General features: G+C 39.3%; 22 protein-coding genes and 2 rRNA genes. 15 read left to right on the plus strand and 9 right to left on the minus strand.

Going from position 1 to position 25,468, the window contains the following annotated elements:
- Window positions 1-45 precede the first annotated feature (45 nt).
- Complete coding sequence (aceE, locus tag O1D97_RS02075; protein WP_269122376.1) at window positions 46-2,712, minus strand: pyruvate dehydrogenase (acetyl-transferring), homodimeric type; 2,667 nt, start codon at window positions 2,710-2,712, stop codon at window positions 46-48.
- Window positions 2,713-3,595: 883 nt separating this feature from the next.
- Between aceE and nadC the strand changes: the two genes are divergently transcribed.
- The 14 genes from nadC (at window position 3,596) to O1D97_RS02140 (ending at window position 14,604) form a co-directional block, all read left to right on the plus strand.
- Window positions 3,596-4,444 (plus strand): carboxylating nicotinate-nucleotide diphosphorylase, encoded by an 849-nt coding sequence (gene nadC, locus O1D97_RS02080; RefSeq protein WP_269122378.1) that lies wholly within the window; start codon window positions 3,596-3,598, stop codon window positions 4,442-4,444.
- Complete coding sequence (locus O1D97_RS02085; RefSeq protein ID WP_269122380.1) at window positions 4,445-5,641, plus strand: acetate/propionate family kinase; 1,197 nt, start codon at window positions 4,445-4,447, stop codon at window positions 5,639-5,641.
- A 38-nt stretch (window positions 5,642-5,679) separates the two neighbouring features.
- The gene (locus O1D97_RS19740; protein ID WP_428981078.1) at window positions 5,680-6,816 is read left to right on the plus strand and encodes a DRTGG domain-containing protein; all 1,137 of its coding nucleotides are present in this window, start codon (window positions 5,680-5,682) and stop codon (window positions 6,814-6,816) included.
- Window positions 6,816-7,769, plus strand: coding sequence for a phosphate acetyltransferase (pta, locus tag O1D97_RS19745; protein WP_428981081.1), 954 nt, complete (start codon window positions 6,816-6,818; stop codon window positions 7,767-7,769). Before O1D97_RS19740 ends, pta begins: the two co-directional genes overlap by 1 nt.
- A gap of 106 nt (window positions 7,770-7,875) precedes the next feature.
- On the plus strand, window positions 7,876-8,649 hold the full coding sequence (locus O1D97_RS02095; protein WP_269122382.1) for a putative metalloprotease CJM1_0395 family protein: 774 nt from the start codon (window positions 7,876-7,878) through the stop codon (window positions 8,647-8,649).
- Window positions 8,650-8,701: 52 nt separating this feature from the next.
- Complete coding sequence (locus O1D97_RS02100) at window positions 8,702-9,172, plus strand: pilin (RefSeq protein ID WP_269122383.1); 471 nt, start codon at window positions 8,702-8,704, stop codon at window positions 9,170-9,172.
- Window positions 9,159-10,094: a GspE/PulE family protein gene (locus O1D97_RS02105; protein ID WP_269122385.1), complete on the plus strand. Its 936-nt coding sequence runs from the start codon at window positions 9,159-9,161 to the stop codon at window positions 10,092-10,094. The genes O1D97_RS02100 and O1D97_RS02105 overlap by 14 nt, the downstream gene beginning before the upstream one ends.
- Window positions 10,081-10,710, plus strand: a complete 630-nt coding sequence (locus tag O1D97_RS02110) for a type II secretion system F family protein (RefSeq protein ID WP_269122386.1) — start codon at window positions 10,081-10,083, stop codon at window positions 10,708-10,710. The genes O1D97_RS02105 and O1D97_RS02110 overlap by 14 nt, the downstream gene beginning before the upstream one ends.
- Window positions 10,650-11,126, plus strand: a complete 477-nt coding sequence (locus tag O1D97_RS02115; protein ID WP_269122388.1) for a type II secretion system F family protein — start codon at window positions 10,650-10,652, stop codon at window positions 11,124-11,126. The genes O1D97_RS02110 and O1D97_RS02115 overlap by 61 nt, the downstream gene beginning before the upstream one ends.
- Window positions 11,126-11,914, plus strand: coding sequence for a prepilin peptidase (locus O1D97_RS02120; RefSeq protein ID WP_269122390.1), 789 nt, complete (start codon window positions 11,126-11,128; stop codon window positions 11,912-11,914). The genes O1D97_RS02115 and O1D97_RS02120 overlap by 1 nt, the downstream gene beginning before the upstream one ends.
- Complete coding sequence (gene coaE / locus O1D97_RS02125; RefSeq protein WP_269122392.1) at window positions 11,911-12,513, plus strand: dephospho-CoA kinase; 603 nt, start codon at window positions 11,911-11,913, stop codon at window positions 12,511-12,513. Before O1D97_RS02120 ends, coaE begins: the two co-directional genes overlap by 4 nt.
- Window positions 12,506-12,727 (plus strand): DNA gyrase inhibitor YacG, encoded by a 222-nt coding sequence (locus tag O1D97_RS02130; protein ID WP_269122393.1) that lies wholly within the window; start codon window positions 12,506-12,508, stop codon window positions 12,725-12,727. Before coaE ends, O1D97_RS02130 begins: the two co-directional genes overlap by 8 nt.
- 13 nt (window positions 12,728-12,740) lie before the next feature.
- Window positions 12,741-13,934, plus strand: coding sequence for a response regulator (locus O1D97_RS02135; RefSeq protein WP_269122395.1), 1,194 nt, complete (start codon window positions 12,741-12,743; stop codon window positions 13,932-13,934).
- Between the two features lie 13 nt (window positions 13,935-13,947).
- Window positions 13,948-14,604: a sensor histidine kinase gene (locus tag O1D97_RS02140; RefSeq protein ID WP_269122397.1), complete on the plus strand. Its 657-nt coding sequence runs from the start codon at window positions 13,948-13,950 to the stop codon at window positions 14,602-14,604.
- 13 nt (window positions 14,605-14,617) lie between these two features.
- Here O1D97_RS02140 and O1D97_RS02145 read toward each other — a convergent pair whose 3' ends face one another.
- The 6 genes from O1D97_RS02145 to O1D97_RS02170 form a co-directional block, all read right to left on the minus strand.
- Window positions 14,618-15,583 (minus strand): substrate-binding domain-containing protein, encoded by a 966-nt coding sequence (locus tag O1D97_RS02145; protein WP_269122399.1) that lies wholly within the window; start codon window positions 15,581-15,583, stop codon window positions 14,618-14,620.
- A 69-nt stretch (window positions 15,584-15,652) separates the two neighbouring features.
- Window positions 15,653-16,447, minus strand: a complete 795-nt coding sequence (locus O1D97_RS02150; RefSeq protein ID WP_269122401.1) for an ATP-binding cassette domain-containing protein — start codon at window positions 16,445-16,447, stop codon at window positions 15,653-15,655.
- Complete coding sequence (locus tag O1D97_RS02155; RefSeq protein ID WP_269122403.1) at window positions 16,447-17,529, minus strand: ABC transporter permease; 1,083 nt, start codon at window positions 17,527-17,529, stop codon at window positions 16,447-16,449. Before O1D97_RS02155 ends, O1D97_RS02150 begins: the two co-directional genes overlap by 1 nt.
- Before the next feature lie 103 nt (window positions 17,530-17,632).
- Complete coding sequence (locus O1D97_RS02160; protein WP_269122405.1) at window positions 17,633-18,652, minus strand: sugar ABC transporter substrate-binding protein; 1,020 nt, start codon at window positions 18,650-18,652, stop codon at window positions 17,633-17,635.
- Window positions 18,653-18,804: 152 nt separating this feature from the next.
- Complete coding sequence (locus tag O1D97_RS02165) at window positions 18,805-21,321, minus strand: PAS-domain containing protein (protein WP_269122407.1); 2,517 nt, start codon at window positions 21,319-21,321, stop codon at window positions 18,805-18,807.
- Window positions 21,322-22,056 carry a response regulator gene (locus O1D97_RS02170; RefSeq protein ID WP_269122408.1) on the minus strand — a complete coding sequence of 245 codons (735 nt, stop codon included), beginning with the start codon at window positions 22,054-22,056 and terminating at the stop codon, window positions 21,322-21,324.
- 509 nt (window positions 22,057-22,565) lie between these two features.
- On the opposite strand from O1D97_RS02170, the gene O1D97_RS02175 reads away from it, so the two are divergent.
- Window positions 22,566-22,805, plus strand: coding sequence for a hypothetical protein (locus O1D97_RS02175; RefSeq protein WP_269122411.1), 240 nt, complete (start codon window positions 22,566-22,568; stop codon window positions 22,803-22,805).
- A gap of 178 nt (window positions 22,806-22,983) precedes the next feature.
- Here the strand turns inward: O1D97_RS02175 and rrf are convergent.
- Window positions 22,984-23,098, minus strand: a 5S ribosomal RNA gene (gene rrf / locus O1D97_RS02180).
- A 261-nt stretch (window positions 23,099-23,359) separates the two neighbouring features.
- Window positions 23,360-25,468 (minus strand): 23S ribosomal RNA (locus O1D97_RS02185); the annotation flags it as partial.

Genomic DNA, 25,468 nt, shown 5'->3' on the forward strand with positions numbered 1-25,468 from the left:
CATCGACCCGAAGTTCAGGTCGATGAACTATTAGTTGACTGACAATTAGCAAGTAACTGGGTTAGGCTTTTCAGGATCTAAACCAAACTTGACGATTGCTTGTGTTACAACAGATGCGTCAATCTCTCCTTTGTCCGCCAATGCCTTAAGTGAAGACACAACGACCCAATAACGATTGATTTCAAAGAAATGACGTAGTTTTTCACGAGTATCACTGCGACCAAAACCATCGGTTCCAAGGACATTATAAGATCCTTTAACGAATGGACGAATTTGATCAGCATAGAGTTTCATATGGTCTGTTGAAGCAATTACAGGACTTTCGCCATTCAACAAAGAAGCAACAAAAGGCGTTTTTGCGGTTGCTTCTGGGTGCAACATATTCCAACGCTCAACATCTAAACCTTCACGACGTAATTCGTTGAAAGACGTCACACTAAACACATCTGAATTAACACCAAAGTCATTCAATAGGATTTCAGCGGCCGCTTCAACTTCACGCAAGATAACACCAGCACCAAGAAGTTGTACATGTTGCTTATTGCCTTTTTTAGTATGTTCTTGAAGTTTGTACATACCTTTGATGATATCGGCTTCGACACCTTCAGGCATGTCTTCATGTGTATAGTTTTCGTTCATTACGGTTAAGTAATAGAAAACACTCTCTTTCTCTTGATACATACGACGCATGCCATCTTGAACGATAACAGCGACTTCATAAGAATAGGTCGGATCATATGAAACACAGTTAGGAATAGTGCCAGCAATGATGTGAGAGTGCCCATCTTCGTGCTGCAAACCTTCGCCATTTAAGGTTGTTCGACCTGCTGTTGCACCAATCAAGAAACCTCGAGCCTGCGAATCACCTGCCGCCCAAGCAAGGTCGCCAATACGTTGGAAACCGAACATGGAATAATAGATATACACAGGAATCATTGGATAATTACTATTACTATAAGAGGTAGCACAGGCTAACCAAGCAGACATAGCGCCGGCTTCGTTAATCCCTTCTTGAAGGATTTGGCCTTTTGCATCTTCTTTGTAATACATGATCTGAGTATGATCATGAGGTGTGTATTTTTGGCCTTCAGCTGAGTAAATCCCCAATTGACGGAACATACCTTCCATACCAAAAGTACGAGCTTCATCCGCAACAATTGGAATAACTCGATGACCAATTTTCTTATCTTTTACTAATGTATTCAGAACACGAACAAACGCCATAGTTGACGAAATTTCACGGCCTTTTGTACCTTGTAATTGAGCTTTAAAGGTTTCAAGTGATGGAACTTCTAATGCTTCACACTCACGGCGTCTAACAGGGAAATCTCCACCAAGTGCCGCACGGCGACTTCTCAAATACTTCATCTCAGGACTGTCTTCTGCCGGACGATAGTAAGGAAGATCTTTCAGTTCTTCATCTGTAATTGGAATGCCGAATTTGTCACGGAACATGGCCAATGACTCTTCATCCAACTTCTTAGTTTGGTGTGCTGTATTTTGAGCTTCTGCCGCTTTGAACATGCCATAACCTTTAACAGTTTGAGCAAGAACAACAGTTGGCTGACCTTTATGAGACGTTGCTTCTGCATACGCTGCATAAACTTTATAAGGGTCATGTCCACCACGGTTAAGGTTCATGATATCGTCATCAGACATATCCTTAACCATTTCTAATAGTTCTGGATACTTACCAAAGAAATGTTTGCGTGTATAAGCGCCACCATTCGCTTTGTAATTTTGCAGCTCACCGTCACAAACTTCATCCATACGTTTTATTAGTAAGCCTTTATCGTCTTTTTCAAATAATGGATCCCAATGACGGCCCCATAAGCATTTAACGACATTCCAGCCAGCACCACGGAACACACCTTCAAGCTCTTGTACGATTTTACCATTACCACGTACAGGGCCATCTAAGCGCTGTAAATTACAGTTGATAACAAAAATCAAATTATCAAGTTTTTCACGTCCAGCGAGTGCTATAGCACCTAAAGATTCAGGTTCATCACACTCTCCATCTCCTAAGAATGCCCAAACCTTACGGTCACCTTGATCTACTAAGCCACGACTATGTTGATACTTCATGACGTGTGCTTGATAAATAGCTTGTAAAGGACCAAGACCCATAGATACCGTTGGGAACTGCCAGTAATCAGGCATTAACCAAGGGTGTGGATAAGAGGAAAGCCCTTTGCCATCGACTTCGCGACGGAAATTATCTAACTGCTCATCTGTTAAACGCCCTTCTATATAAGAACGAGCATAGATTCCAGGGGAAATATGACCCTGGAAAAAAACCATATCACCGTCTTGCTTTTCTGTGTTACCACGGAAGAAATGGTTAAAACCAATATCATATAGCGTCGCAGCTGATGAGAAACTGGTAATGTGCCCACCAAGTGTCGAATCAATACGGTTCGCTTTCATCACCATTGCTAACGCATTCCAGCGAATAATAGAGCGAATTTTACGCTCCATAAATAAGTCGCCCGGTAACGTTTTCTCATTATGAGGTAAAATGGTATTGCGATAAGATGTCGTTATAGAAGCTGGCATCGGTGTACCCGCTTTTGCAGCTTCCTTTGTTAAACGATCTAGAATAAATTGCGCGCGATCAGGACCTTCTTCTCGAAGGACAGACTCAAGTGCATCTAGCCACTCTTTTGTTTGAGTTGGATCGATATCTTCGAGTATATGCTGCTCCGTCATAGTGTTATAACCCCCGCCATAAGAACAGATTCTAAAATCCCTATCATTTGACTTTTTGAGTCAATGATTGGGAAGAGTTAAACGAAACGTCGGAATCTACACTATCATTAATGTAAAAACCAGCTACAACCATGCCATACTTTAATGAGTATTTAGGCATAATATTAGTAATCTCTCAAATGCGCAGAGTTATTATTTTGTTCTCTATTCAACGTCATTTATGAATTACATCACTTGAATCGTTTATTTAATTGGAACTCTTTGTGGATAGAAAATTGCTTGATAAAAAATTCACATCCGTATTTTTTGCAAATAACTTTGCTAGATTTACAAAAGAAATCAAGCTGTTTTTAATAGAAAATCAGACCTTTAGCCTTGTTTATCATCTATTAGAATCAGCTTTGATATGTAAAAAAACATCTAACCTATTTACAACTTCGCGCTAAGAGTAACACCTAATTTTTACATCGCCTAGACTGGACAAGTTATATTCATTTAATGTAGGAGCATAAAAAGCGGTTAAAAAAAGCAAAAAAAACCTAGATTCAGAGTAAAAAGAGAAGTTCAAGTTAGTTGCATTATGCATTTTATCTATTTAGAGCGCCTTATTCACTTAATGAATAGTCGATATCAAAAGATTGATATGTTACTTCTTTATGAAATCCCCACTATTTATAGACCTCCTTATACCTATAACACCCCTACGTTTTCGTCAGTTGGTTGCGCGTTTACCTGCCTTCTACTCATCATTTATTGCTATGGGCACTTGTTATTATCAAACTTTAGCGACTACATTTATACAATTCTCAATAATTGAGTAACTGACGAAATAACAATTAAAAGCTACAATAGATTATTTTTTAAATGACCGGAATTCAATATCATGACTCTAGATGATCACTTTCATGCCTCTATTATTCAACAAGTAGAAACCGCATTAAAAGAAGACATAGGAAGTGGCGACATTACGGCCCAACTAATACCTATTGAAAATACATTAACCGCTAATGTTATAACGCGTGAGCCTGCTGTTTTATGTGGCACCTTATGGGTTAACACTGTGTTTAATAAGATCGATGACCGAGTTTCTTTAACTTGGCTTGCAAAAGAAGGCGATTTATTAGAGCCAAATAAACCTTTTTTGATCATTGAAGGCTCGGCTAGATCTATCCTTACAGCAGAAAGGACCGCATTAAATTTTTTGCAAACACTTTCCTACACAGCCACAGTCTCAAGAGAATATGCAGATATAGTAAGCGGTACCCAACTTGCGATTCTAGATACTCGAAAAACCATCCCCGGATTGAGATTGGCTCAAAAATACGCCGTTACTGTTGGGGGAGCTAAAAACCATAGGATTGGTTTATACGACGCCTTCTTAATTAAAGAAAATCACATCATGGCAGCAGGTTCTATCGAAAAAGCGATATCAATGGCCAAGTTAATAGCACCCGGTAAGGCTATAGAAGTAGAGACTGAAAACTTAGACGAAGTTGATCAAGCCGTTGAAGCTGGTGCAGATATCATTATGCTCGATAATTTTACTCTAGAAGATATGACATTGGCCGTTACTAAATACAAATCTAAGGTGAGATTTGAAGCGTCAGGCAATATGACAAAATCGGATCTTTTACTGGTAGCGAAAACTGGAGTTGATTACATTTCTATTGGCGCGTTAACGAAACATGTAATCGCTATTGACTTATCATTAAGAGTTATCAAGGAATCATAAATGGATGATGCGATATTAGTTATCAACAGTGGTAGCTCATCTTTAAAGTTTGCCATTCTTGCGCAAGCAGGTAACCAACTTGTTGTAGAAGGAATTGCCGAAGGGCTTGGTTCTTCGGCTGGCCATTTAACAATTAAGTGTGACGGCAGAAAAACGGTTCAAGAACTGACACAAGCTGATCATAAGAATGCATTGGTAAAAATAAACTCATGGCTTGAAGAGAGTCCATCTTTGAAGTCCTGCCTAAAAGGTATTGGTCATCGTATTGTTCATGGAGGAGAGTTTTTTAGCGCTTCGGTCATCATCGATGACAATGTGATTAAACACTTAAATGAATGCGCTGAGTTAGCACCATTACACAGTCCAGCTCACTTAAAAGGTATTGAAATAGCACAATACTTATTCCCTACTCTACCTCAAGTCGCCGTGTTCGATACAGCTTTTCATCAAACAATAGAAAAAGAGCACTTTTTGTATGGAATACCAATATCCTACTATCAAGACTACCATTTTAGAAAGTATGGATTTCATGGAACAAGCTATCGATATATCAGCCAAAAACTGGAAGAATGCTTTCCTTTAAGCATTCAACAGGGGGTACTTGTCGCTCATTTAGGTAATGGTGCAAGTGTCTGTGCAATCAATTCAGGTAAATCTTCTGATACTAGTATGGGACTTACACCTTTAGATGGATTAATGATGGGCACTCGCTCAGGCAGTGTTGACCCAAGCCTAATTGCATTTATTGCTGAAAAAGAAAAACTAACAGTCGAAGAAACGATTGATGTTTTAAATAAGAAAAGTGGTTTATTAGGGGTATCTGAAATTTCAAATGATTGCCGTCTTTTAGAAGAAGCGATGCAAGCGGGTAACGTGAAAGCAAAGCTTGCCTTAGATATGTTTTCAAATCGTGCCGCAAAACAACTTATGAGTGTCGCTACCACTTTAAATTCAATAGACCATATTGTTTTTACAGGTGGGATTGGCGAAAACTCAACTTACATCAGAGAAAAAATTTGCACCAATCTAAAAGCATTCAATATAAGCATTGATACTCAGAAAAACCTGAACGCCTCAAGGGGTGACATTAGTTCGATAGCTCAAGATAGTTCATCATCTAAAATCTGGATAATTCCAACTAATGAAGAAAAGATGATAGCCCTAGACACAATTAATCTAATAAAAAATGATGAATAATACTTTCATTACCTTATTTCACAAGGTGGAACACTAAGATGTCAACAAATGTATTGATGACTGTCCCAACAGGCCCCGGAGTCGGATTGACTTCTGTTTCAGTGGGTCTTGTTAGAGCATTAGAACAGCAAGGACTCAAAGCCAGTTTTTTTAAACCGATATCGCAACCCCATCCATCAGATACTGGCCCTGATAGGTCAACATCGATGGTATCTCAAGGGTCAATACTATCGCCAGCTGAACCGATCTCCTTAATTGAAGCAGAACGCTATCTTTATAATGATAAATTAAATGAATTAATGGAAGAAGTTGTTGGTCGCTTTCAAGCCTCAATAGAACCTGGGTCAACTGTGATTGTTGAAGGGCTTGCTCAAATTCCCGGTCACCCGTATGCAACTCGATTAAATAAAGCCATAGCGAAAACTTTAGATGCTGGACTTGTTTTAGTTACCGCGCCAAACAACATGAAACCGAATGAATTAGAACATCATGTTGAGATAGCTGCTGGCTCTTATGGCGGCATAAAAGCGGCAGATGTGATTGGATGCATTCTTAATAAAACACTTCCAGGATCATTAGGGTCCAGATCTTACGGTGATATATTTGCTCAAAGACCAATCTTTAAACGTAATTTCAGCCTTTTAGGTCAAATACCTGCATCAGAGGAACTTACCCATCCTAGAGTTAAAGATATATCTGACTTTTTGAACGCAAAGATCATCAATGAAGGTGAAATAGAAACTCGTAGAGTTCAGTCTTTCACTCTCTGCGCACGCAGTGTCGAAAACATGCTGGAAGCATTAAAGCCTGGTGTGCTTGTTTTTACTCCAGGAGATCGTACTGATGTCATTATGGCTACTGCTATTGCGGCACTCAATGACATTAAAATATCAGCGCTCGTTTTAACGGGGGGTTATCAACCCAGCAATGCCCTTATGGCACTTTGTGGTAAAGCTATGGCAAAGGGACTCCCTGTGTTGTCTGTTGACTCTAACAGTTGGGAAACGGCGATTAACATGCAGTCTTTTAACCAAGAGATCCCTCTTGATGACAAAGAGCGGATACTAAATGTTAAAGAACACATCGCTCGTTGTATCGATCATGACTGGATTAATTCCTTTGCTCTAAACCAAGAAGAAAGGAAATTTTCTCCCCTGCATTTCGTTATCGCTTAATTGAACAAGCTAGAGCATTAAATAAACGTATTATTCTGCCTGAAGGTAATGAACTACGTACGATACAAGCCGCATCCATTTGTGCTGAGCGCGGTATAGCTCGATGTGTATTGCTTGGAGATAAAGAGGAAATTATAAGAATAGCTAAAAACAGCGGCATAGATCTACATGATCTAGTTGAAGTTTTAGATCCTAAATTACTACGATCCAAATACGTTGGACCAATGGTTGAGCTAAGAAAGCAAAGAGGCTTAACGGAAGTGGTAGCTCAAGAACAGTTAGAAGATAACGTGGTTCTAGGTACCATGATGCTGCAAGCTGGCGATGTTGACGGTTTAGTTTCTGGTGCTGTTCACACAACAGCGAATACAATTAGACCAGCGCTACAACTTATTAAAACTTCCCCTAATGCATCTATTGTCTCATCTGTATTCTTTATGTGTTTACCAGATCAAGTATTGGTTTATGGCGATTGTGCAATTAACCCTGATCCAACAGCAGAACAGTTAGCGGAAATAGCCATTCAAAGTGCTGATTCAGCGGCGGCATTTGGCATTACTCCAAGAGTGGCAATGATAAGTTATAGTACTGGTGGCTCAGGTACGGGTAATGATGTTGATAAAGTTAGAAAAGCAACAGTAATCGCATCATCTAAAAGACCAGATTTGTTGATTGATGGACCGTTGCAATATGATGCAGCGATCATGGAAAAAGTAGCGCAACAAAAAGCGCCGAACAGTAAGGTTGCAGGGAAAGCGACTGTCTTTATCTTCCCTGACTTGAATACAGGTAATACCACTTATAAAGCGGTACAAAGAAGCGCTGATGTTGTCAGTATTGGCCCTATGCTTCAAGGCATTCGTAAACCAGTAAACGACCTTTCAAGGGGGGCTCTCGTTGACGACATTGTATATACGATTGCGATAACCGCTATTCAAGCTGCGAATAATTAGACTCTCTAGACGAATCATTTCCAACCTAGGCCTTGTCTAAAATCCAATAATAGACAAGGCTAACTCTGGAGGTTATAGTTTATGGGGTCATGTAATAAGGTGTTTTATGTCGGTTTCTCTTGCTTATATTAATAATTTTCAAAATCAGCCTTATGTTGATAATGAATCCGTTCGCCTTGAAGAAAGAAAATCACATGAAGAAAACCAAACATTAACAACAGCTTCAACTGTAGTAACGCTTTCCGAAGAAAGTAAACGACTGTCAGAGAATGATAAATCTCAGCAAAACACGTCTACTAATGAAGAAAGCGATAGCGCTTCGGAAGAGGCTGAAATTAATGAAACAGAAAAGACACAGGACAAGGAGACTACAGAGCTAACTGAAGATGAAGTCAAAAAAGTAGCCGAGTTAAAAGCTCGAGATATTGAAGTTAAAACCCATGAACAAGCTCACGCAATGGTGGGTGGTAAACACGCTGGCTCACCTAGTTATACCTATGAGCAAGGACATGATGGGAATAATTACGCCGTCGAAGGTGAAGTTCCAATTGATGTAAGTACTATTGCAAATGACCCACAGGCCACTATAAGTAAAATGCAACAGGTTTATCAAGCGGCTCTTGCACCAGCACAACCCTCTTCTGCAGATAGAAGTATTGCCGCTGATTCTCAAAGCAAAATATCTGCTGCAAGAGCCGAGCTTTTAGAAAGTAAAAATGAAACTATTGACAACAAACAGACTGATCGGCAATCTAACAATTCAGTTAATAGCGATTCGAACGATACACAAAATGACATTAATAATTATCGGCCGATTGACTCTTATTTACTAAACTCAAACACAAACACAATAGGAGGTACCTTATCTAAAATAGTCTAATTAACCAACAATAATACAGGATGTATTATCAACTTTTTTAAAGGATTAAAAAATGAAAAAAACAACGACTCTCCGTGCGTTTACCCTTATTGAACTTCTTGTTGTCATAACAATAATTTCTATTCTTGCAAGCTTTGGTGCACCACAATTAATACAAAAAATTGCGAAAGCCAAATTACTAGAAGTATATAGTTATTCAAATGGCCTACAAACGGCAATAGAAGAAATTATCTTAACTACAGGCTCTTTCCCAAACTCAACCCAATTTGAATCATTAAAAACATCACAAAACCTAAGTGATAATAGCATTATTACTTCTGCATCTATTGAGCAAGCTCAGGGCATTACAGGTACGGTTAAAATTGAGTTAAAAGAAGAAAATGGAATCGAAGCAAATCAATACTTTCTTTTTTCTCGTACCATAACGGCTAAATGGGATTGCTCATCAACGCTTCCAAAATCATTACTTTCTGAACATTGCCGTAATATTAACAATGAGGGGCATGAAGATGATAATGATTGAAGAGTCACTAAACATTGCAATTGAAAATAACGCTACTGATATTCACTTATGCCCAACAGCAACTGATTTCTTAGTTCAATATAGAATATCCGGTAAAATCACCCAACTTCATGCAAATCATGTCTCAAAAAATGCATTAAATAGATTAAAGATGCTCTCTAACCTTGATCTTTCTGAAACTAGAAGAGCTCAGGAAGGCCAGTTTTCATTTACCCATCATAAAGAAGATTTTTTCATCCGAATCAGTATTATTAACACGAAACTAGGAGAAAAAGTCGCACTTCGTATATTACCCACCGGCTTCAAACACTCATTAGGCAGTATTAATCTACCAAAGAGCATCCACGAAAACCTTATTCAATCGCTATTGAAGCCAAAAGGAATTATTTTTGTTTGTGGTGCCACAGGCGCAGGCAAAACCACCACTCTATACTCTTGCTTAGAATATTTGAATAATGGTGAAAGAACCATTTTCACCATTGAAGACCCTGTAGAGTTTACTATTAAAGAATTTTATCAATGTGAACTGAATCCTCAAATTGATATTACTCCTCAATATATATTAAAAAGCCTATTGAGGCAGGACCCTGATGTCATTTTTATTGGAGAATTAAGAGACAAAGAGACGGCAGAGCTTGCGTTAATGGCCGCTCATACTGGTCATTTAGTTCTGACAACAATACACACAAACTCCGCACTAGAACTTTTCTATAGACTACAGAACTGGAATATCGACATGTTCACCTTGGTAAGTGCATTAAATTTTGTTATTCATCAAAAAATGACCTATCAAGAGGGGCATCGTCGCCCTCACTTCAGCGGTATTGCTCCTAATTGGGGAAATAATCTCCCCGATGATTACTTTTCACTGATCAATAATAAATCAATCTGGGAGGTTTTTAATGACGATGGAAACGCCTAATTGTTATTTTTACTACCTTTTAGGAGAGGATCGACAACAAATTGAAATAAAATACAATCAATTTTGTATAAATGAATTTCAACAAAATAAGCGTTATTTTAGGGTCATAAAAAAAAGAATCCATAAAATAAATACTGTCAAACTGATGTCTTTGCTCGTTGAGTTAAATAACAGTATGGAAATGGGAATGACCCTCAATCAAGCCATTTCGAGTATTGCCTCATCTGGCGATAAACAGCTGTCCTGCCTATGCTTATATATTTCACAACAAATAAATAACGGAGTATCCGTTCATCAATCTGTATCAAATGTATGCGATAAAGCGACTCGGTTTTTATGTGAATTTCTGCCAGAGAACACAACACAAGAAGGTTTTAAGAAGAGTTTAGCGATCATAATTCAATATTTAAAATCCAGAAAAGAGGTGTCAGATAAATTAGTAAAATCACTGTATTACCCTTATTTTATAGCACAATCATCTTCAATTATCATGATCATTAACGCTATCATGAAAGATGCATTTGAACTTTCTCTTTTAGCTATTTATGGGCTAACATGCGGAGTTCAGGCGGTCATTTTGTATTTGGTCATCAGTGGGAAGATCATATTTTTTTAGAGCAATTTTTTTCATCTCTTAGGCTTTATAATTTTTTTGAGTTACTATTGGCTTCCATCGACTCAGGTGAATCTTTGCAAAATAGCATCAAAAAAATAGCAATGTCATCGTCTCACCACCTAAATAAGAAACAGCTCTATATTCTCTATTATAAAATCAGGCTTGGCTTTGATTATTCAGACAGCTTCCCGCAAAATTGGTTTCTTAAAGAGTCTCGGCTGGCCTTGGTAAACTCTAATAAAAATGGCAGTATAGACAGAGCGCTTAGCATGGCTTCTGAATTACAAAAACAACGATGGACAAAAACGTTAAACACACTGAATAACATCATCCCTGTTGCTTCTTTATTAATTGCAGGCTTATTTGTAGCACAGCTATTAATTAGTATTTACGCCCCTTTAATGGAACCTTTTTGATGCAATATGACATAACTTTTCTTTTCTTTTACAGCTTGATTTTGTTATGCATAGGCAGCGTAATTACGGCGTTTTTACATAGGTGGCCATTGCTATGTGAATTCCGCTGGAACAAAGAAGCTCATGATATTGTTGGGCTTCCCTTTGATGTAAAAGAGCCCCCATCATTCATATATGGACGCTCACAATGCACCAAATGCAACAAGACACTTTCTTTTATTGAGCTTATTCCTGTTTTTAGCTATCTGATACAACTAGGAAAGTGTCGTCATTGTCAAAAAAAGATAAACATTCGTTACTTCATGATTGAGATTGCCACTCTCTTATTCTGTATCCCACTCATTTTTATTGAAGTAAATGTATTACAACTGTTCTTATTAAGTTCAATTTTTTGTTGTTTGCTTACTGTTGCTATTTTCGATTACCACCACCAATGGATTCCTGATGAGCTTAATGGAATTCTGATTTTCCTCTCACTTGTTCTGGTACTTCACTCGAATACGGATTTAAAATCTTCGGTATATGGTGTTTTATTTGGATACGGTGGGATTTATATCATTCGCTTACTTTTTTTAAAACTTCGTAATATTGAAGTTATTGGCTTAGGTGACGCAAAATTATTAGCCGGTATTGGTGCTTGGTTAGGTGTTGGGTCATTATCTTATGTATTATTCATTGCTAGTATACTTGGAATTATTACTTTTCTATTCCACCGCCAAAGGCAAACCGCCTTCGGTCCTTATTTATGTACTGCTGCATATTTATTTTTTTGGAATCAAATTTTATGAAAAAAATTCTAGTGGGGCTAACTGGAGGTATTGGTAGTGGAAAATCAACCGTTGCTAAACTGTTCTCACAACTCAATGTTGAATATATTGATGTGGACGATATATCAAGAGAAACCGTTCTCCCAGGCTCGCTCTTATTAAGCAAAATATCAAAGCGATATGGTAGTGATATACTAAACTCTGACCACACTCTCAATAGAAGTAAACTACGCAGTATTATATTTAACGATCTCTCTGAAAAAGAATGGCTAGAGTCCGTTTCCCACCCGGCAATTAGACAATTAACGATGGAAAGAATAGAGTCTTTCACGTCAAAGTATTGTTTACTAGTCCACCCTCTTCTTTTCGAAACGAATCAAGATCAAATTTGTGACGCAGTTATCGCCATATCTGTTTCCAAAGATCTCCAAGTCGAAAGAGTTTGTAACCGTGATAAAACCTCTAGCGCAGAAGCATTAAAAATTATAAATACGCAATTATCTAATGATGATCGAGTAGCCAAAGCTAAATATGTTATTGAAAATACTGGCAATGTAGATGAATTGGGTGATAAAGTCTCTTTACTACATCAACAGATTTTAAACAGTATTAATGAATAAAGTAAAACAAAACACGTTCATCGCTTGTCCAACTTGCAAGAAGCAAACACTTTGGTCTAAAGAAAATGACTTCAGACCATTTTGTAGTGACAAATGTAAATTGATTGATTTTGGAGACTGGGCTAACGAAAGCTACAGTATCCCTCAAATTGACTCAGAAGAGGACGAGATTATGACCGCAGATCTATCCTCTGACTCTGGCTACTTACACTAAGGAAGTACCAGCAATGATTGATTTTTCAACAAAAAAAGCGATCCTTATTGAAGACATGGCTGAAGCAAGGATTCTGCAGAAAAAGATGCTTACGGATTTTGGTTTTAAATCTATCGATATTGCAATGAAGGCCGAATCGGCCATCGAGTTGCTTAGAAATAACTCATATGACCTGATCTTATCAGATTATAATCTTGGTAATGGTAAAGATGGTCAACAGCTTCTTGAAGAAGTACGTTGTTCTGCGCTTATTCCGAATACATCCACTTATTTAATGGTGACAGCTGAAACCTCAATTGAAATGGTTATGGGTGCCATTGAATACCAACCTGATGGCTATATTACCAAACCTTTCTCTCAAGCACTGCTTCAAAGACGTTTATTAAAGCTTCTAGAAAATAAAGAAAAACTGAAAAATATCAATATCGCACTTGATACAAAAAATTATGACGTAGCGATACAAGAATGCAGAATTACCATTGAAAAGTACCCTTTCTTGCAAGGAAAGTGTAACCGTATTATTGGTGAGTGTTATATTGCATTAGAAGAATACGACAAAGCCAAAAAACTCTATAGTAAAGAACTTAAAAAACAAAAAATGCCTTGGTCTCTGTTTGGTTTGGCAAAAACTCATCTGCTATTAAAAGAATATGCGGCCGCTGAAACGAAACTAAAACAGTTAATGCTTGATAATAAGTTTTTTGTTAATGCCTATGACTGGCTAGCAAAGTGCCTTATTGCTCAAGGCAGGCACACTGAAGCGCAAGCAGTTTTAATTGATGCATTAGAGCGCTCCCCTAAAAGTATACTGAGACAAATCGAGCTGGGCCGTTTAAGTTTAGATCTAAAAGATTATCATCTTGCAGAAATTTCTTTTAGAAGAGCTGTATTTTTAGCTAAGCATTCTTGCTTCAACTCGTCTGATATTTATCTAAATCATTTACGCGCGATTGTGGGCATAGCATCTCAGCAAGAACTTTTGCCTCGTCAAAAAGAGAGTTTTAAAAGTACTTTGAAGAAAGTTGAAGTCTTTTTAAGTGAAAGTATTGAAACAAATACAGCGGCGCATGAAATTAAAGTACAATTATATTTAAATCAAAATGATAAAATAAATGCAACCGATGCGTTTAGCTTATGGGAAGATGATTTTAAGAGTGGGGCTGCTTCTCAGCCTTATAATGAAATCAAAGAGCAACTTAGTCTTTAACTAGGTATTTATTATGAACGAATTAGATATCAGTACTATTTTGGCTAGCGCAATTCACGAAAGTAAAAACCGTATTGGCACATTGCTTTACCATACCCATACCATTAAAAATCATAAGGAAATGGATACAGATATCGACCAAACAGTTGATACCATTGAAAATATTTTAAAACAACTGAACGATGAATGGGTTGAGTATTTATATCTTTATAAATTATCAACAAATGGCTATAACATTCAATATGAAACCTTGAATGTATCTGAGTTTCTAGATGATCAAGTTTTTGTATTAAGCAGTACAGCAATATCAAAAAATTTAACGTTAGATTTTAGATGTAAGGACGGTTTATTCGCGACATTCGATGAGCGACTGATCACTTCTGCAATCAGTACAACAATATATAACTCTTTTCGATTCGCTAAAAAAACCATCACTATTACGGCTGAAATGCATGAGAATTTTTTGGTTTTTTCAATTGAAGATGATGGCCCTGGTTTTGAGAATGATGAACATGATGATTTTTTGTTTTCACAAAATACTGGGCTTGGTCTATATTTTTGTGATTTGTCGGCACAATCTCATATCATAAATGATACGAGTGGCTATATAACTAAGGGAAAATCAGACTTACTTAATGGCGCATGCCTTAAAATATTTTTACCGCAATAGTATTATAGGCACTCTATTTTTCAACAAGGATAGAGGGGATTAGGATAAAATGTTGGTTTATAGCCTCTCCTTTAAGCAGCTTCATACCAATTTCGATTGCCCTCTTCGCCATCAACTCTGGTCTTTGAATAGCTGTAGCAATCCATGGACCGTTTTTCTCCATTATAATATCAATCGCAAAAGGCGCACCATCTACCGATGCCATGATAAACTCATTTCGATGTGCTTGTTGTGCGGCACGTAATGCTCCCCACGCTGTTGGGTCATTAATGGCGAATACTGCATCAATACGATCATATTCCTCCATTAAGTACGTCATAGCTTCCATGCCCCCTTCGACACTTCCCGCCCCATTCATTCTATCGCTAAGTAATTTGATATCAGGATAATTACCCAGTGTTGATTTACACCCGGTGACACGCTCAATAACCGAAGAAACCAATACTCCATTAATGATAACAAAATTGCCTTTATAACCAATTTCTCTTGCCAATCGCTCACAGGCTACCATACCAGCCTGAACATTATCTGTAGTGATCGTTGCATCAGCACCTTTAGCATTGACATCAACCGCAATTACTTTAATTCCTAATCTTTGAGCCTTTGCAACAACAGCAGCAACTTTGTATTCATCCGCTGCAGTTAATACAATTAAATCTACTTTTTGTTCTATAAAATAGTTGAGTTGTTCAATTTGACGGTTTAAATCATAAGCATCTGAACGAATTAACATTTTTACAGGTTCACCAGTAACAGCTTGAGCTTTTGATGTAATTGAGTCCACTAATTGAACAAAATATGGGTTCCCTAAATCGGCTACGCTAATCCCAATCGACTTAAGAGGGGAGGTTTCAGAGGAGCGAATAGTATGAGGCATTAGTAACATAGCGACTAGAAAAAGCATCGAAATACTTTGAAGCAACCGTATTTGAACGGCCAGTTGATATGGCTGACTTATAAGTAATCTTATCCTCTTCATTTGATGCATTAGTTTTCCTCTGATTTCAACGAGTAGCTGACTCGGTATTAAATCCGAGTCAGCAGTGTATTACGCGGCAACAGTCGAACTCTCTACCTCCATTGCGCCAGTCATTATAGCGACAGCATCGGACATAGTATGAGACTGAGGCGTAACCACGGCAGCACGTTTACCCAAACGATGTATATGAATACGATCAGCTACTTCAAACACGTGCGGCATATTATGACTGATCAAAATAATGGGAAGCCCTCTATCTCTCACTTCCTTGATCAAACTCAATACCCTACGGGATTCTTTTACACCTAAAGCGGCAGTTGGTTCATCCATTATAACGACTTTACTACCAAATAACGCAGAGCGAGCAACCGCAACCCCTTGCCGCTGTCCGCCAGAAAGCGACTCAACCGCTTGGCTAATGTTTTGAATCGTCATCAAACCTAATTCAGCCATTTTATCACGTGCACGCTTTTCCATTTTATTTTTATCTAGCATCCGAAATACTGAGCCTAAGATACCTGGTTTCAGCAATTCTCTGCCGAGATACAAGTTATCAGCAATATTTAATGCTGGAGATACGGCCAAATTTTGATAGACAGTCTCAATACCTAGAGATCGAGCTTCCATCGGGGATGAAAAATGTACCGCTTTTCCATCAAGCAGTATTTCTCCTTCATCCGGTATTAAGGCCCCTGACAAGGCTTTAATTAAAGATGATTTCCCAGCCCCATTATCACCAATAATGGCTAAAATTTCTCCAGGATACAATTCCAAATCAGCGTGATCGATGGCGGTTACACTACCATAGCGTTTTACTAAATTTTTCGTTTGTATTACCGGTGTTTTATCATATTGAGCACTCATTATGCTGTCCCTCTTCTGATCCACTGATCGACGCCAACAGCGACGATAATCAAAATACCAACAGTGAATTCTTGCCATAAAACATCCACACCTGCTAGGGCTAAGCCATTACGAAAGACGCCAACGACTAAAGCGCCAACAAGTGTTCCATAAATAGATCCTCTACCACCAAATAGGCTACAACCACCAATTACAACAGCGGTTATACTATCTAAATTTGTGGTATATCCTGCCTGAGGGCTAACTGAGCCAATTCTTCCAATCAGAACCCAAGCACCTATAGCACACACAACACCGGCCAACACATATACGGATAAGAGAATGCGATCAGTACGAATCCCTGCCAATTTTGCAGCGGCTGGATCATCACCTGTGGCATACACATGACGTCCCCATGGAGTCCAATTTAGGGCATACCAGATAATAAAGAAAATACCTAACATTAGTATGGAGCCATAGGTTAAACGAGCCCCAAAAACATTCACTGTTTCACCTAACCATTGAAGTAACGGAGCCATAGAACTAATGTCTTGCGAGCGGATGGTTTCACTTTTCGAATACCAAAGGTTCAAAGCAAAAAACACATTCCAAGAGCCTAAAGTAGCAATAAAAGGAGGCAATTTCATACGAGTGATTAACAGGCCATTAATAAACCCAGCGAATGCACCGACCCCAATGCCGATCAACAAAGCTAACCAAGCATCAAACCCATAATCAACTGCCATTCGACCCATTACAACAGATGCCAACACCATAATTGCACCTACGGATAAATCAATGCCAGCCGTAAGGATAATTAAGGTCTGAGCAACTCCGATCACACCTATGATAGTGACTTGTTGCAATACGAGGGATAAATTAAAAGGTGATAAAAATCGATCACCGACAATTAAACTAAAACCGAACACAGCAAGTAGTAACACGATACTTGGAGCCGCTATAGGGTATTTATGTAAGAATTTTTGAAAACTTCGAACAAAATTTTCTTTATTCTCGAAGTTCGCAGTATAAGTCTGTGCTTGATCTGCGACTTTATCGTGATCAAGCACCGCTGTAGAAGGTTTTGGATCAGTAGAACTCATAGTTTACTCCAGGCGAGAAAAGAGCCGCTAGAAAAGACAAGAGACTAGCGGCATGCTAAGGGCGCCTTTTAGCCCTTTATCTTACAAATAAAATTGAGAAGGATTAGCCCCAACACATACTCAAACCAGGTTTAGAACCTATTGAGTTGACATGGTTAACAGGATTATCCGTAATCAACTGCACACCAGTATCGAAGAAATCCAACCCATCTGAGGCGGATGGCCTCGTGCCTGATTTCGAAAATTCAACAATGGCTGTTACCCCTTCAGAAGCCATTTTTAATGGGAATTGCATGGACGTGGCACCAATCACACCATCCCTAACATTTAATATGCCTGGGCAACCTCCATCAACGGATACAATGGTGACATTATTTTCTAATCCAAATGCTTTTAAAGCTTCATAAGCTCCTGCTGCTGCTGGCTCATTGATGGTATAGACGAGATTTACTCCTGGATCTTTCTGAAGTAAATTTTCCATAGCCCGACGACCACCTTCTTCTGAGCCCTGAGTCACATCATTACCGACTATTCTTGGATCTGTTTCATCGCCCATTTGATTAGGATCTTTAATATCAATCCCAAAACCTTTTAAGAAACCTTGATCACGAGCAACATCGACAGTAATTTGGCTACTATTTAGGTCTAGAAGAGCAATTTTTGCCGTTTTGGCGTCATCCCCCATTTTCTTTTTGGCCCACATACCAATCATTTCGCCTGCTTTAAAATTATCCGTTGCGAAAGTCATATCGGCTGCACTGGCGGGACTTAGAGGCGTGTCTAATGCGATCACTACTAAACCCGCTTCACGGGCTTTTTCAATCGTTGGGACAATGGCGGAAGGATCACTTGGTGCAATTAAAATGCCTTTTGCTCCCGAAGCAATTAAATTTTCAATCGCTTGAACTTGAGCCTCATTGTCACCATCGTAACGACCTGCAAAAGTACGTAACTCAACACCAAGCTCTTCTGCTTTTTGCTGAGCACCCTCCTTCATTTTTACAAAGAATGGATTGGTATTTGTTTTCGTTATCAGACCAATGATAGTAGGATCAGCTATAGTGACAGAGGACATAGCACCAGCTGCGATAAGACAAGCGATTTTACGATACATGAATTTCATTCTATTTATTACTCCACTGTTGTTGTTATTATTGGCAGCAATGCCAAGAAACAAATTGTCTTGCTCTTGTTTCTGAGTAATAACTATGGAGAACAAAAATTAATAGATGATTTCACATTAGATATTTATTTGTAATTTTTGTAATGTTTCATTTATGATATTTTAAATATTCTGTTTAAATCATTGATTTTAAATGGCTTTTGAATGAATAAGTCATCATCTTCTAAATGATATTTTTCCTTAAGCTCTTCTTGTGGTAATCCTGACATCAATAATACCAGACCGGAAAACCCTGTTGTACCAAGACTCTTCTCATTTTCAATACGATGCGCTAACTCAACACCATTCATAGATCCAGCCAGATTAACATCAGAAACAATCGCATCTGGTAACACAGATGAGGTAAACATCTCAAAAACTGCCTCAGCACGATCAAAACATTGTACGAAAAACCCCATTTTCTCTAACTGTTCCTGTATTGTTTGACTCACTTCACTATCATCCTCAACTAACCAGATAGTGCTTGAATCAGGCAAGCTAGTCCATGCTGAATCACTCTTAAGGTTGTCTAAAGAAGGATCGTGAAAAGTTAGCTGTTTAGGTAAAAATAGACACACTTGTGTCCATTTTCCAAGCTCTGATTTAATAAAAATTTCGCCTCCACTTTGCTTCACAAAACCATAAATCATACTCAACCCTAACCCACTTCCTTTACCGATAGGTTTGGTTGTGAAAAAAGGCTCAAAGATACGATCAATAACTTCTTCAGAAATGCCTTCTCCTGTATCTGTAACACGAATTCTTATAGCAGGAACATCGCTTTCAGGTAAAGTACAAAAATTTGTAGAGAAAGACAGCGTTCCACCTTCAGGCATAGCGCTAGCACTGTTTAATGCTAAATTTAACAATGCATTTTCAAGCTGAGATGGATCAATTATGCTAAAGGCATCAGGACAGTGTAAATTGCTTTTAACCTGAATTTTTTCACCTACACTGTATTCAACCAAATCTAACATTCCTTCAATCAAGTCATCAACGGCAATAGATATTGGAAACAGTTGTTGTCGTCGACTAAAAGAGAGCAAGCGCTGAACTAGGTTACTGCTTTTCTCTGATACCGCTAACGCTCTATCTATGTATCTGGTTTGATTTTGTGTTTGTGGGAAGGAATCTGATAGCATTTGCAAATTCCCCATAATCGCTGCTAATAAATTGTTAAAATCATGAGCAACGCCACCGGTTAATTGCCCCAGCATTTCCATTTTTTGTGCTTGTTGCAATTGACTCTCAACATTTTTCCGTTCGGTTAAATCCGTATAGAGGGTAACAAAGCCCCCTTCAGGCATAGGTTTTGACCGAAATTCAATGATTTTACCTGAGTCAAAGTGTCGTTCGAAACTTTGAGAACTTAGATGACGAGAAATGTTAATTTCTTCCATATATACTTGTTGATTTTCTAGATTAAGGTTTTTATGTTGTCCTCGATTAATTAAACTTTGGACTTCACTGAGTGACATACCTATACGTAAATCTTTATCTGTTAGGCCAAATACATTTTGGTAACCAGAATTCCAGGCGATCAGTGTTCCTTTTGTAGAAAAAACACTTAACCCATCATTCATATTGTCAAAAATAGTTTCTAACAATCGTTTTTGCTCAGACAATTCGGCTGTAACCTCTAGTCTCTGTAGAGCATCACGACGAAAGACCTCAAAGGCATCGACTAATGTCCCTATTTCATCATTCCTATGGGCCATAGGTTTCTTTGAATCTACCCGTCCTAGAGACAGCTGTTCCATTTCATAGGTAATTGACTCTAAATCTTTTGTCATACGTTGGCTATATAGATATAAACGGGTCAATCCAAATAATAAAAAAATAGAGATGCCAAGAATCCAATTCTGACCATTGGATACAAATGAAGTCACATCCTGACGCTGTCGACTTACTTTTTTTTGTAGATCTCCAACAAAATTACTCACCTGGCTACTCAATTGTTCTGATTTAGCACGAATAGAAATCAATAAATAATTTTTCCTTTCTTGGGTCAAATTCAATCTTTTATGTGCGGATAAGAGATCATTAGCGATACCTGATACGGGTGACTTTTGCGTTTTTAAACGAAGAGTTTCTTCGATACTTTCAGGAACATTACTAGGATCTTCAAGTAACAGCAGTAGCCAAGCTAGGCCCTGTAAATCACTCACGATGGCAGTATTTTCATTTTGAAGCTGACGAATATGAAATTGGTGGACAAGACTATCTTCACGAAGATAAAGCTCCTCTCTGACGAGAGCAACCAGTTCCTCTAATGTGTCTTGTAAATCGTTTAAGCGATTATCTATATTATTACGAAACCGAGTATTGACGAGACTTTCAGCAACAACTCTTAATTCATAGATACGACTATGAATGCGTTCAGATTCTGCTTGAAGCTGAAACGGTCGCCCTGATCCAGCGGTATAAGGCGCGATAGCGGCAAGTTGAGCAACCCCTTCAGCTAAGGTTAATGCAGTACTAATTTCTGGCAAGGTCTCAGACTCAAATTCAGATAATGAGGCTTGGCTGACCTTCATTGATTGCCAACCTATGCCCACCATAAAAAGCGCCACAGCACTGATAGCAAAAATCGTTAATGAAGCTTTTTGACGAATACTAATAAAATTCATTCAACTTGCTCGGACGGGACCTTGGAAACAATACCCTAGCCCTCGTTGTGTTTTTATAAACTGCGGCGTTTTTGGATTTATTTCAATTTTACGCCTTAACCTTAAAATTAACACATCGACAGTACGATCAAATACCTCTGTTTCTAAACCTCGGCTTTGATCAATTAATTGTTCGCGAGAAAAAATTCGATCGGGATGGCGTGCTAACACTTCTAATAATGAAAACTCACCTAAAGTGAGAATTACCTGCTTACCCTTTGGATCATGTAATTGACGTGAGGTTAAATTTAAACTCCAACCGTCAAAGTATAGGTAATCATGGGATTCTTCTATTACATGATTTATCCCAATAGGCGAGTTATTTGCGCGTCGTAAAAGAGCATGTACTCTAGCCATAAGCTCTCTTAAATTAAAAGGCTTCATCATATAATCATCGGCAGCTAACTCTAGGCCAAGGATTCTGTCTGTTTCATCCCCTTTCCCAGTTAGCATCATAATAGGCATAGAGTATGTTTCCCGTATTTTTCTAGCTAATTGAAGACCATCCTCATTTTGAAGATACAAATCCATTAAAATTAAATCTACATGATGTTGATTTAATTGCTCCCACATTCCAGAACCATTTTTCACACTGATGGAAAGATATCCTTTCTGAGTAAAAGCATCACAAAGGAGGTCTCTAATATCTTGGTCATCGTCTACTATTAGTAAAGTCTTCTTATTATGTTCTATCATTGTAAAAATCAGAGTCCATTTTTAGTTATTATTTATTTCAAACTAGATTTAGAGTTATACAATAATTAGCTATAACACATTAATATTAATGAAAAGTTAACAGCTATCCATTTAGTGAAATTGGATAGCTGTTATCTAAATTAATGATAGATATTCTATTTTATTTATTATTGATTGTGGAGGTTAGATCGACAACCCTAGTTAAGGTAGGTCGGCATTTATGCCGACAAAAAGAGGATCATCAGGATAAGTTGATTGGTTACTCTTGAAGAGCAATACAGGTCTGAATTTATTACGAACACACATTGTCGCCATTAATTCCAACCTTGTATCTCTCCTAGAGTTTCTGTTTAGCTAATAGAGGCTCTAAGAATCCGATGAGGCCGTGCCCGACCTTAGCACTAAATGCTGTTCTGTAGATTACGCTCCCGGGTTCTTCATCTTGTTATATTGAATGGTATTCAGGTGCCTATTGATTAGTGACGCCGTATGAACAAGGGTAATAAAAGATGAATAATATTGGAATAGATATCAGTAAACATAAATTGGATTGCTTGTGGCTAAAAGACCCTCAACTCAATAAAGTGAAAACAAAGGTATTCAAAAATACGACTGATGAGCATCAGCGTTTAGGGCGTTGGCTATTAGACCAAATTCAGGCTTTAGGTGCCGCTATGAGAAAGCTTGTACAAATTTGTTTTGGTGTTATTAATCATCAAAATGAATACTACCCACTGCTAAAAAATTAAGTTGCGGGTAGTTGGGAGAGATAGTATCTACAGGAGATGTAAGTCGGGATTCATCCCGACAAAAAGTATCATGTTAGTCGATATAGGTATTATGTGTGGCATTATTGTTGGCCTAAAGGCCAACCTACAGACGAAAAAAAGCCCTGACTGCGCGAGCAATCAGGGCTTTCTAAATAAAACTTGACGACGACCTACTCTCACATGGCGAATGCCACACTACCATCGGCGATGACGCTTTTCACTTCTGAGTTCGGGATGGGATCAGGTGGTTCAACGTCTCTATGATCGTCAAGCAAACGGGTTGCGTTCGTTCTGAGTGTCTGTGTTAAGCCGTTAGGCTTAATCCAGCATGTTCACTCACAACACGCCAATACGTGCTTGAATCTTTAACAATGCTTTTTTTGAAATAGCGATAACCAAGTATCAAACCAGCCACATCATTGCTGATGCTGTCGTAATCTGTGTCTCTATGATCTTTTCATGATGCCGTTTGACCCTTCTCTTTACGAGTTTTCTCAGTCTCTCTTTATCACTCAAAACCACTTTGGTGTTATATGGTCAAGCCTCACGAGCAATTAGTATTGGTTAGCTCAATGCCTCACAGCACTTACACACCCAACCTATCAACGTCGTAGTCTTCAACGGCTCTTTAGGGGACTTATGTCCCAGTGAGATCTCATCTTGAGGGAGGCTTCCCGCTTAGATGCTTTCAGCGGTTATCCCGTCCGAACATAGCTACCCGGCAATGCCACTGGCGTGACAACCGGAACACCAGAGGTTCGTCCACTCCGGTCCTCTCGTACTAGGAGCAGCTCCTCTCAAATCTCAAACGTCCACGGCAGATAGGGACCGAACTGTCTCACGACGTTCTAAACCCAGCTCGCGTACCACTTTAAATGGCGAACAGCCATACCCTTGGGACCGGCTTCAGCCCCAGGATGTGATGAGCCGACATCGAGGTGCCAAACACCGCCGTCGATGTGAACTCTTGGGCGGTATCAGCCTGTTATCCCCGGAGTACCTTTTATCCGTTGAGCGATGGCCCTTCCATACAGAACCACCGGATCACTAAGACCTACTTTCGTACCTGCTCGACGTGTCTGTCTCGCAGTTAAGCGCGCTTTTGCCTTTACACTCTACGCATGATTTCCGACCATGCTGAGCACACCTTCGTGCTCCTCCGTTACTCTTTGGGAGGAGACCGCCCCAGTCAAACTACCCACCACACAGTGTCCTCGATCCCGATAAGGGACCTGAGTTAGAACCTCAAACATACCAGGGTGGTATTTCAAGTTTGGCTCCACTAGAACTGGCGTCCTAGTTTCAAAGCCTCCCACCTATCCTACACAAGTAGGTTCAAAGTTCACTGTGAAGCTATAGTAAAGGTTCACGGGGTCTTTCCGTCTAGCCGCGGATACACAGCATCTTCACTGCGATTTCAATTTCACTGAGTCTCGGGTGGAGACAGTGTGGCCATCGTTACGCCATTCGTGCAGGTCGGAACTTACCCGACAAGGAATTTCGCTACCTTAGGACCGTTATAGTTACGGCCGCCGTTTACTGGGGCTTCGATCAAGAGCTTCGCTTACGCTAACCCCATCAATTAACCTTCCAGCACCGGGCAGGCGTCACACCCTATACGTCCACTTTCGTGTTTGCAGAGTGCTGTGTTTTTAATAAACAGTCGCAGCCACCTGGTATCTTCGACCGATCAATGCTTACGGAGTAAATCCTTCACACTAACCGGCGCACCTTCTCCCGAAGTTACGGTGCCATTTTGCCTAGTTCCTTCACCCGAGTTCTCTCAAGCGCCTTGGTATTCTCTACCTGACCACCTGTGTCGGTTTGGGGTACGGTTCATGTATATCTGAAGCTTAGAAGTTTTTCCTGGAAGCATGGCATCAACTACTTCGTCCAAAAGAGGACTCGTCATCAGTTCTCGGTCTTAAGAGGGCCCGGATTTACCTAAGCTCTCAACCTACCACCTTAAACACGGACAACCATCGCCGTGCTAGCCTAGCCTTCTCCGTCTCTCCATCGCAATATACATAAGTACAGGAATATTAACCTGTTTCCCATCGACTACGCATTTCTGCCTCGCCTTAGGGGCCGACTCACCCTGCCCTGATTAGCATGGGACAGGAAACCTTGGTCTTCCGGCGGGGAAGTTTTTCACTCCCCTTATCGTTACTCATGTCAACATTCGCACTTCTGATACCTCCAGCCTGCCTTACAGCTTGACCTTCAACGGCTTACAGAACGCTCCTCTACCATGCAAGATAAATCTTGCATCCGTAGCTTCGGTGTACAGTTTTAGCCCCGTTATATCTTCCGCGCAGGCCGACTCGACTAGTGAGCTATTACGCTTTCTTTAAAGGATGGCTGCTTCTAAGCCAACCTCCTAGCTGTCTAAGCCTTCCCACATCGTTTCCCACTTAACTGTAACTTTGGGACCTTAGCTGACGGTCTGGGTTGTTTCCCTTTCCACGACGGACGTTAGCACCCGCCGTGTGTCTCCCGTAATTGCACTCATTGGTATTCGGAGTTTGCATGGGGTTGGTAAGTCGGGATGACCCCCTAGCCCAAACAGTGCTCTACCCCCAATGGTGAGATACGAGGCGCTACCTAAATAGCTTTCGAGGAGAACCAGCTATCTCCGAGCT

It is taken from the genome of Marinomonas phaeophyticola (assembly GCF_026966905.1).
Taxonomy (GTDB): Bacteria; Pseudomonadota; Gammaproteobacteria; order Pseudomonadales; family Marinomonadaceae; genus Marinomonas; species Marinomonas phaeophyticola.

Bases quoted from the DNA above. Each gene is read 5' to 3' on its own strand.
- aceE (WP_269122376.1), bottom strand. From the start codon at position 2,712: ATGACGGAGCAGCATATACTCGAAGATATCGATCCAACTCAAACAAAA.
- nadC (WP_269122378.1), top strand. From the start codon at position 3,596: ATGACTCTAGATGATCACTTTCATGCCTCTATTATTCAACAAGTAGAA.
- O1D97_RS02085 (WP_269122380.1), top strand. From the start codon at position 4,445: ATGGATGATGCGATATTAGTTATCAACAGTGGTAGCTCATCTTTAAAG.
- O1D97_RS19740 (WP_428981078.1), top strand. From the start codon at position 5,680: ATGTCAACAAATGTATTGATGACTGTCCCAACAGGCCCCGGAGTCGGA.
- O1D97_RS02095 (WP_269122382.1), top strand. From the start codon at position 7,876: ATGTCGGTTTCTCTTGCTTATATTAATAATTTTCAAAATCAGCCTTAT.
- O1D97_RS02100 (WP_269122383.1), top strand. From the start codon at position 8,702: ATGAAAAAAACAACGACTCTCCGTGCGTTTACCCTTATTGAACTTCTT.
- O1D97_RS02105 (WP_269122385.1), top strand. From the start codon at position 9,159: ATGATAATGATTGAAGAGTCACTAAACATTGCAATTGAAAATAACGCT.
- O1D97_RS02110 (WP_269122386.1), top strand. From the start codon at position 10,081: ATGGAAACGCCTAATTGTTATTTTTACTACCTTTTAGGAGAGGATCGA.
- O1D97_RS02115 (WP_269122388.1), top strand. From the start codon at position 10,650: ATGCGGAGTTCAGGCGGTCATTTTGTATTTGGTCATCAGTGGGAAGAT.
- O1D97_RS02120 (WP_269122390.1), top strand. From the start codon at position 11,126: ATGCAATATGACATAACTTTTCTTTTCTTTTACAGCTTGATTTTGTTA.
- coaE (WP_269122392.1), top strand. From the start codon at position 11,911: ATGAAAAAAATTCTAGTGGGGCTAACTGGAGGTATTGGTAGTGGAAAA.
- O1D97_RS02130 (WP_269122393.1), top strand. From the start codon at position 12,506: ATGAATAAAGTAAAACAAAACACGTTCATCGCTTGTCCAACTTGCAAG.
- O1D97_RS02135 (WP_269122395.1), top strand. From the start codon at position 12,741: ATGATTGATTTTTCAACAAAAAAAGCGATCCTTATTGAAGACATGGCT.
- O1D97_RS02140 (WP_269122397.1), top strand. From the start codon at position 13,948: ATGAACGAATTAGATATCAGTACTATTTTGGCTAGCGCAATTCACGAA.
- O1D97_RS02145 (WP_269122399.1), bottom strand. From the start codon at position 15,583: ATGAAGAGGATAAGATTACTTATAAGTCAGCCATATCAACTGGCCGTT.
- O1D97_RS02150 (WP_269122401.1), bottom strand. From the start codon at position 16,447: ATGAGTGCTCAATATGATAAAACACCGGTAATACAAACGAAAAATTTA.
- O1D97_RS02155 (WP_269122403.1), bottom strand. From the start codon at position 17,529: ATGAGTTCTACTGATCCAAAACCTTCTACAGCGGTGCTTGATCACGAT.
- O1D97_RS02160 (WP_269122405.1), bottom strand. From the start codon at position 18,652: ATGAAATTCATGTATCGTAAAATCGCTTGTCTTATCGCAGCTGGTGCT.
- O1D97_RS02165 (WP_269122407.1), bottom strand. From the start codon at position 21,321: ATGAATTTTATTAGTATTCGTCAAAAAGCTTCATTAACGATTTTTGCT.
- O1D97_RS02170 (WP_269122408.1), bottom strand. From the start codon at position 22,056: ATGATAGAACATAATAAGAAGACTTTACTAATAGTAGACGATGACCAA.
- O1D97_RS02175 (WP_269122411.1), top strand. From the start codon at position 22,566: ATGAATAATATTGGAATAGATATCAGTAAACATAAATTGGATTGCTTG.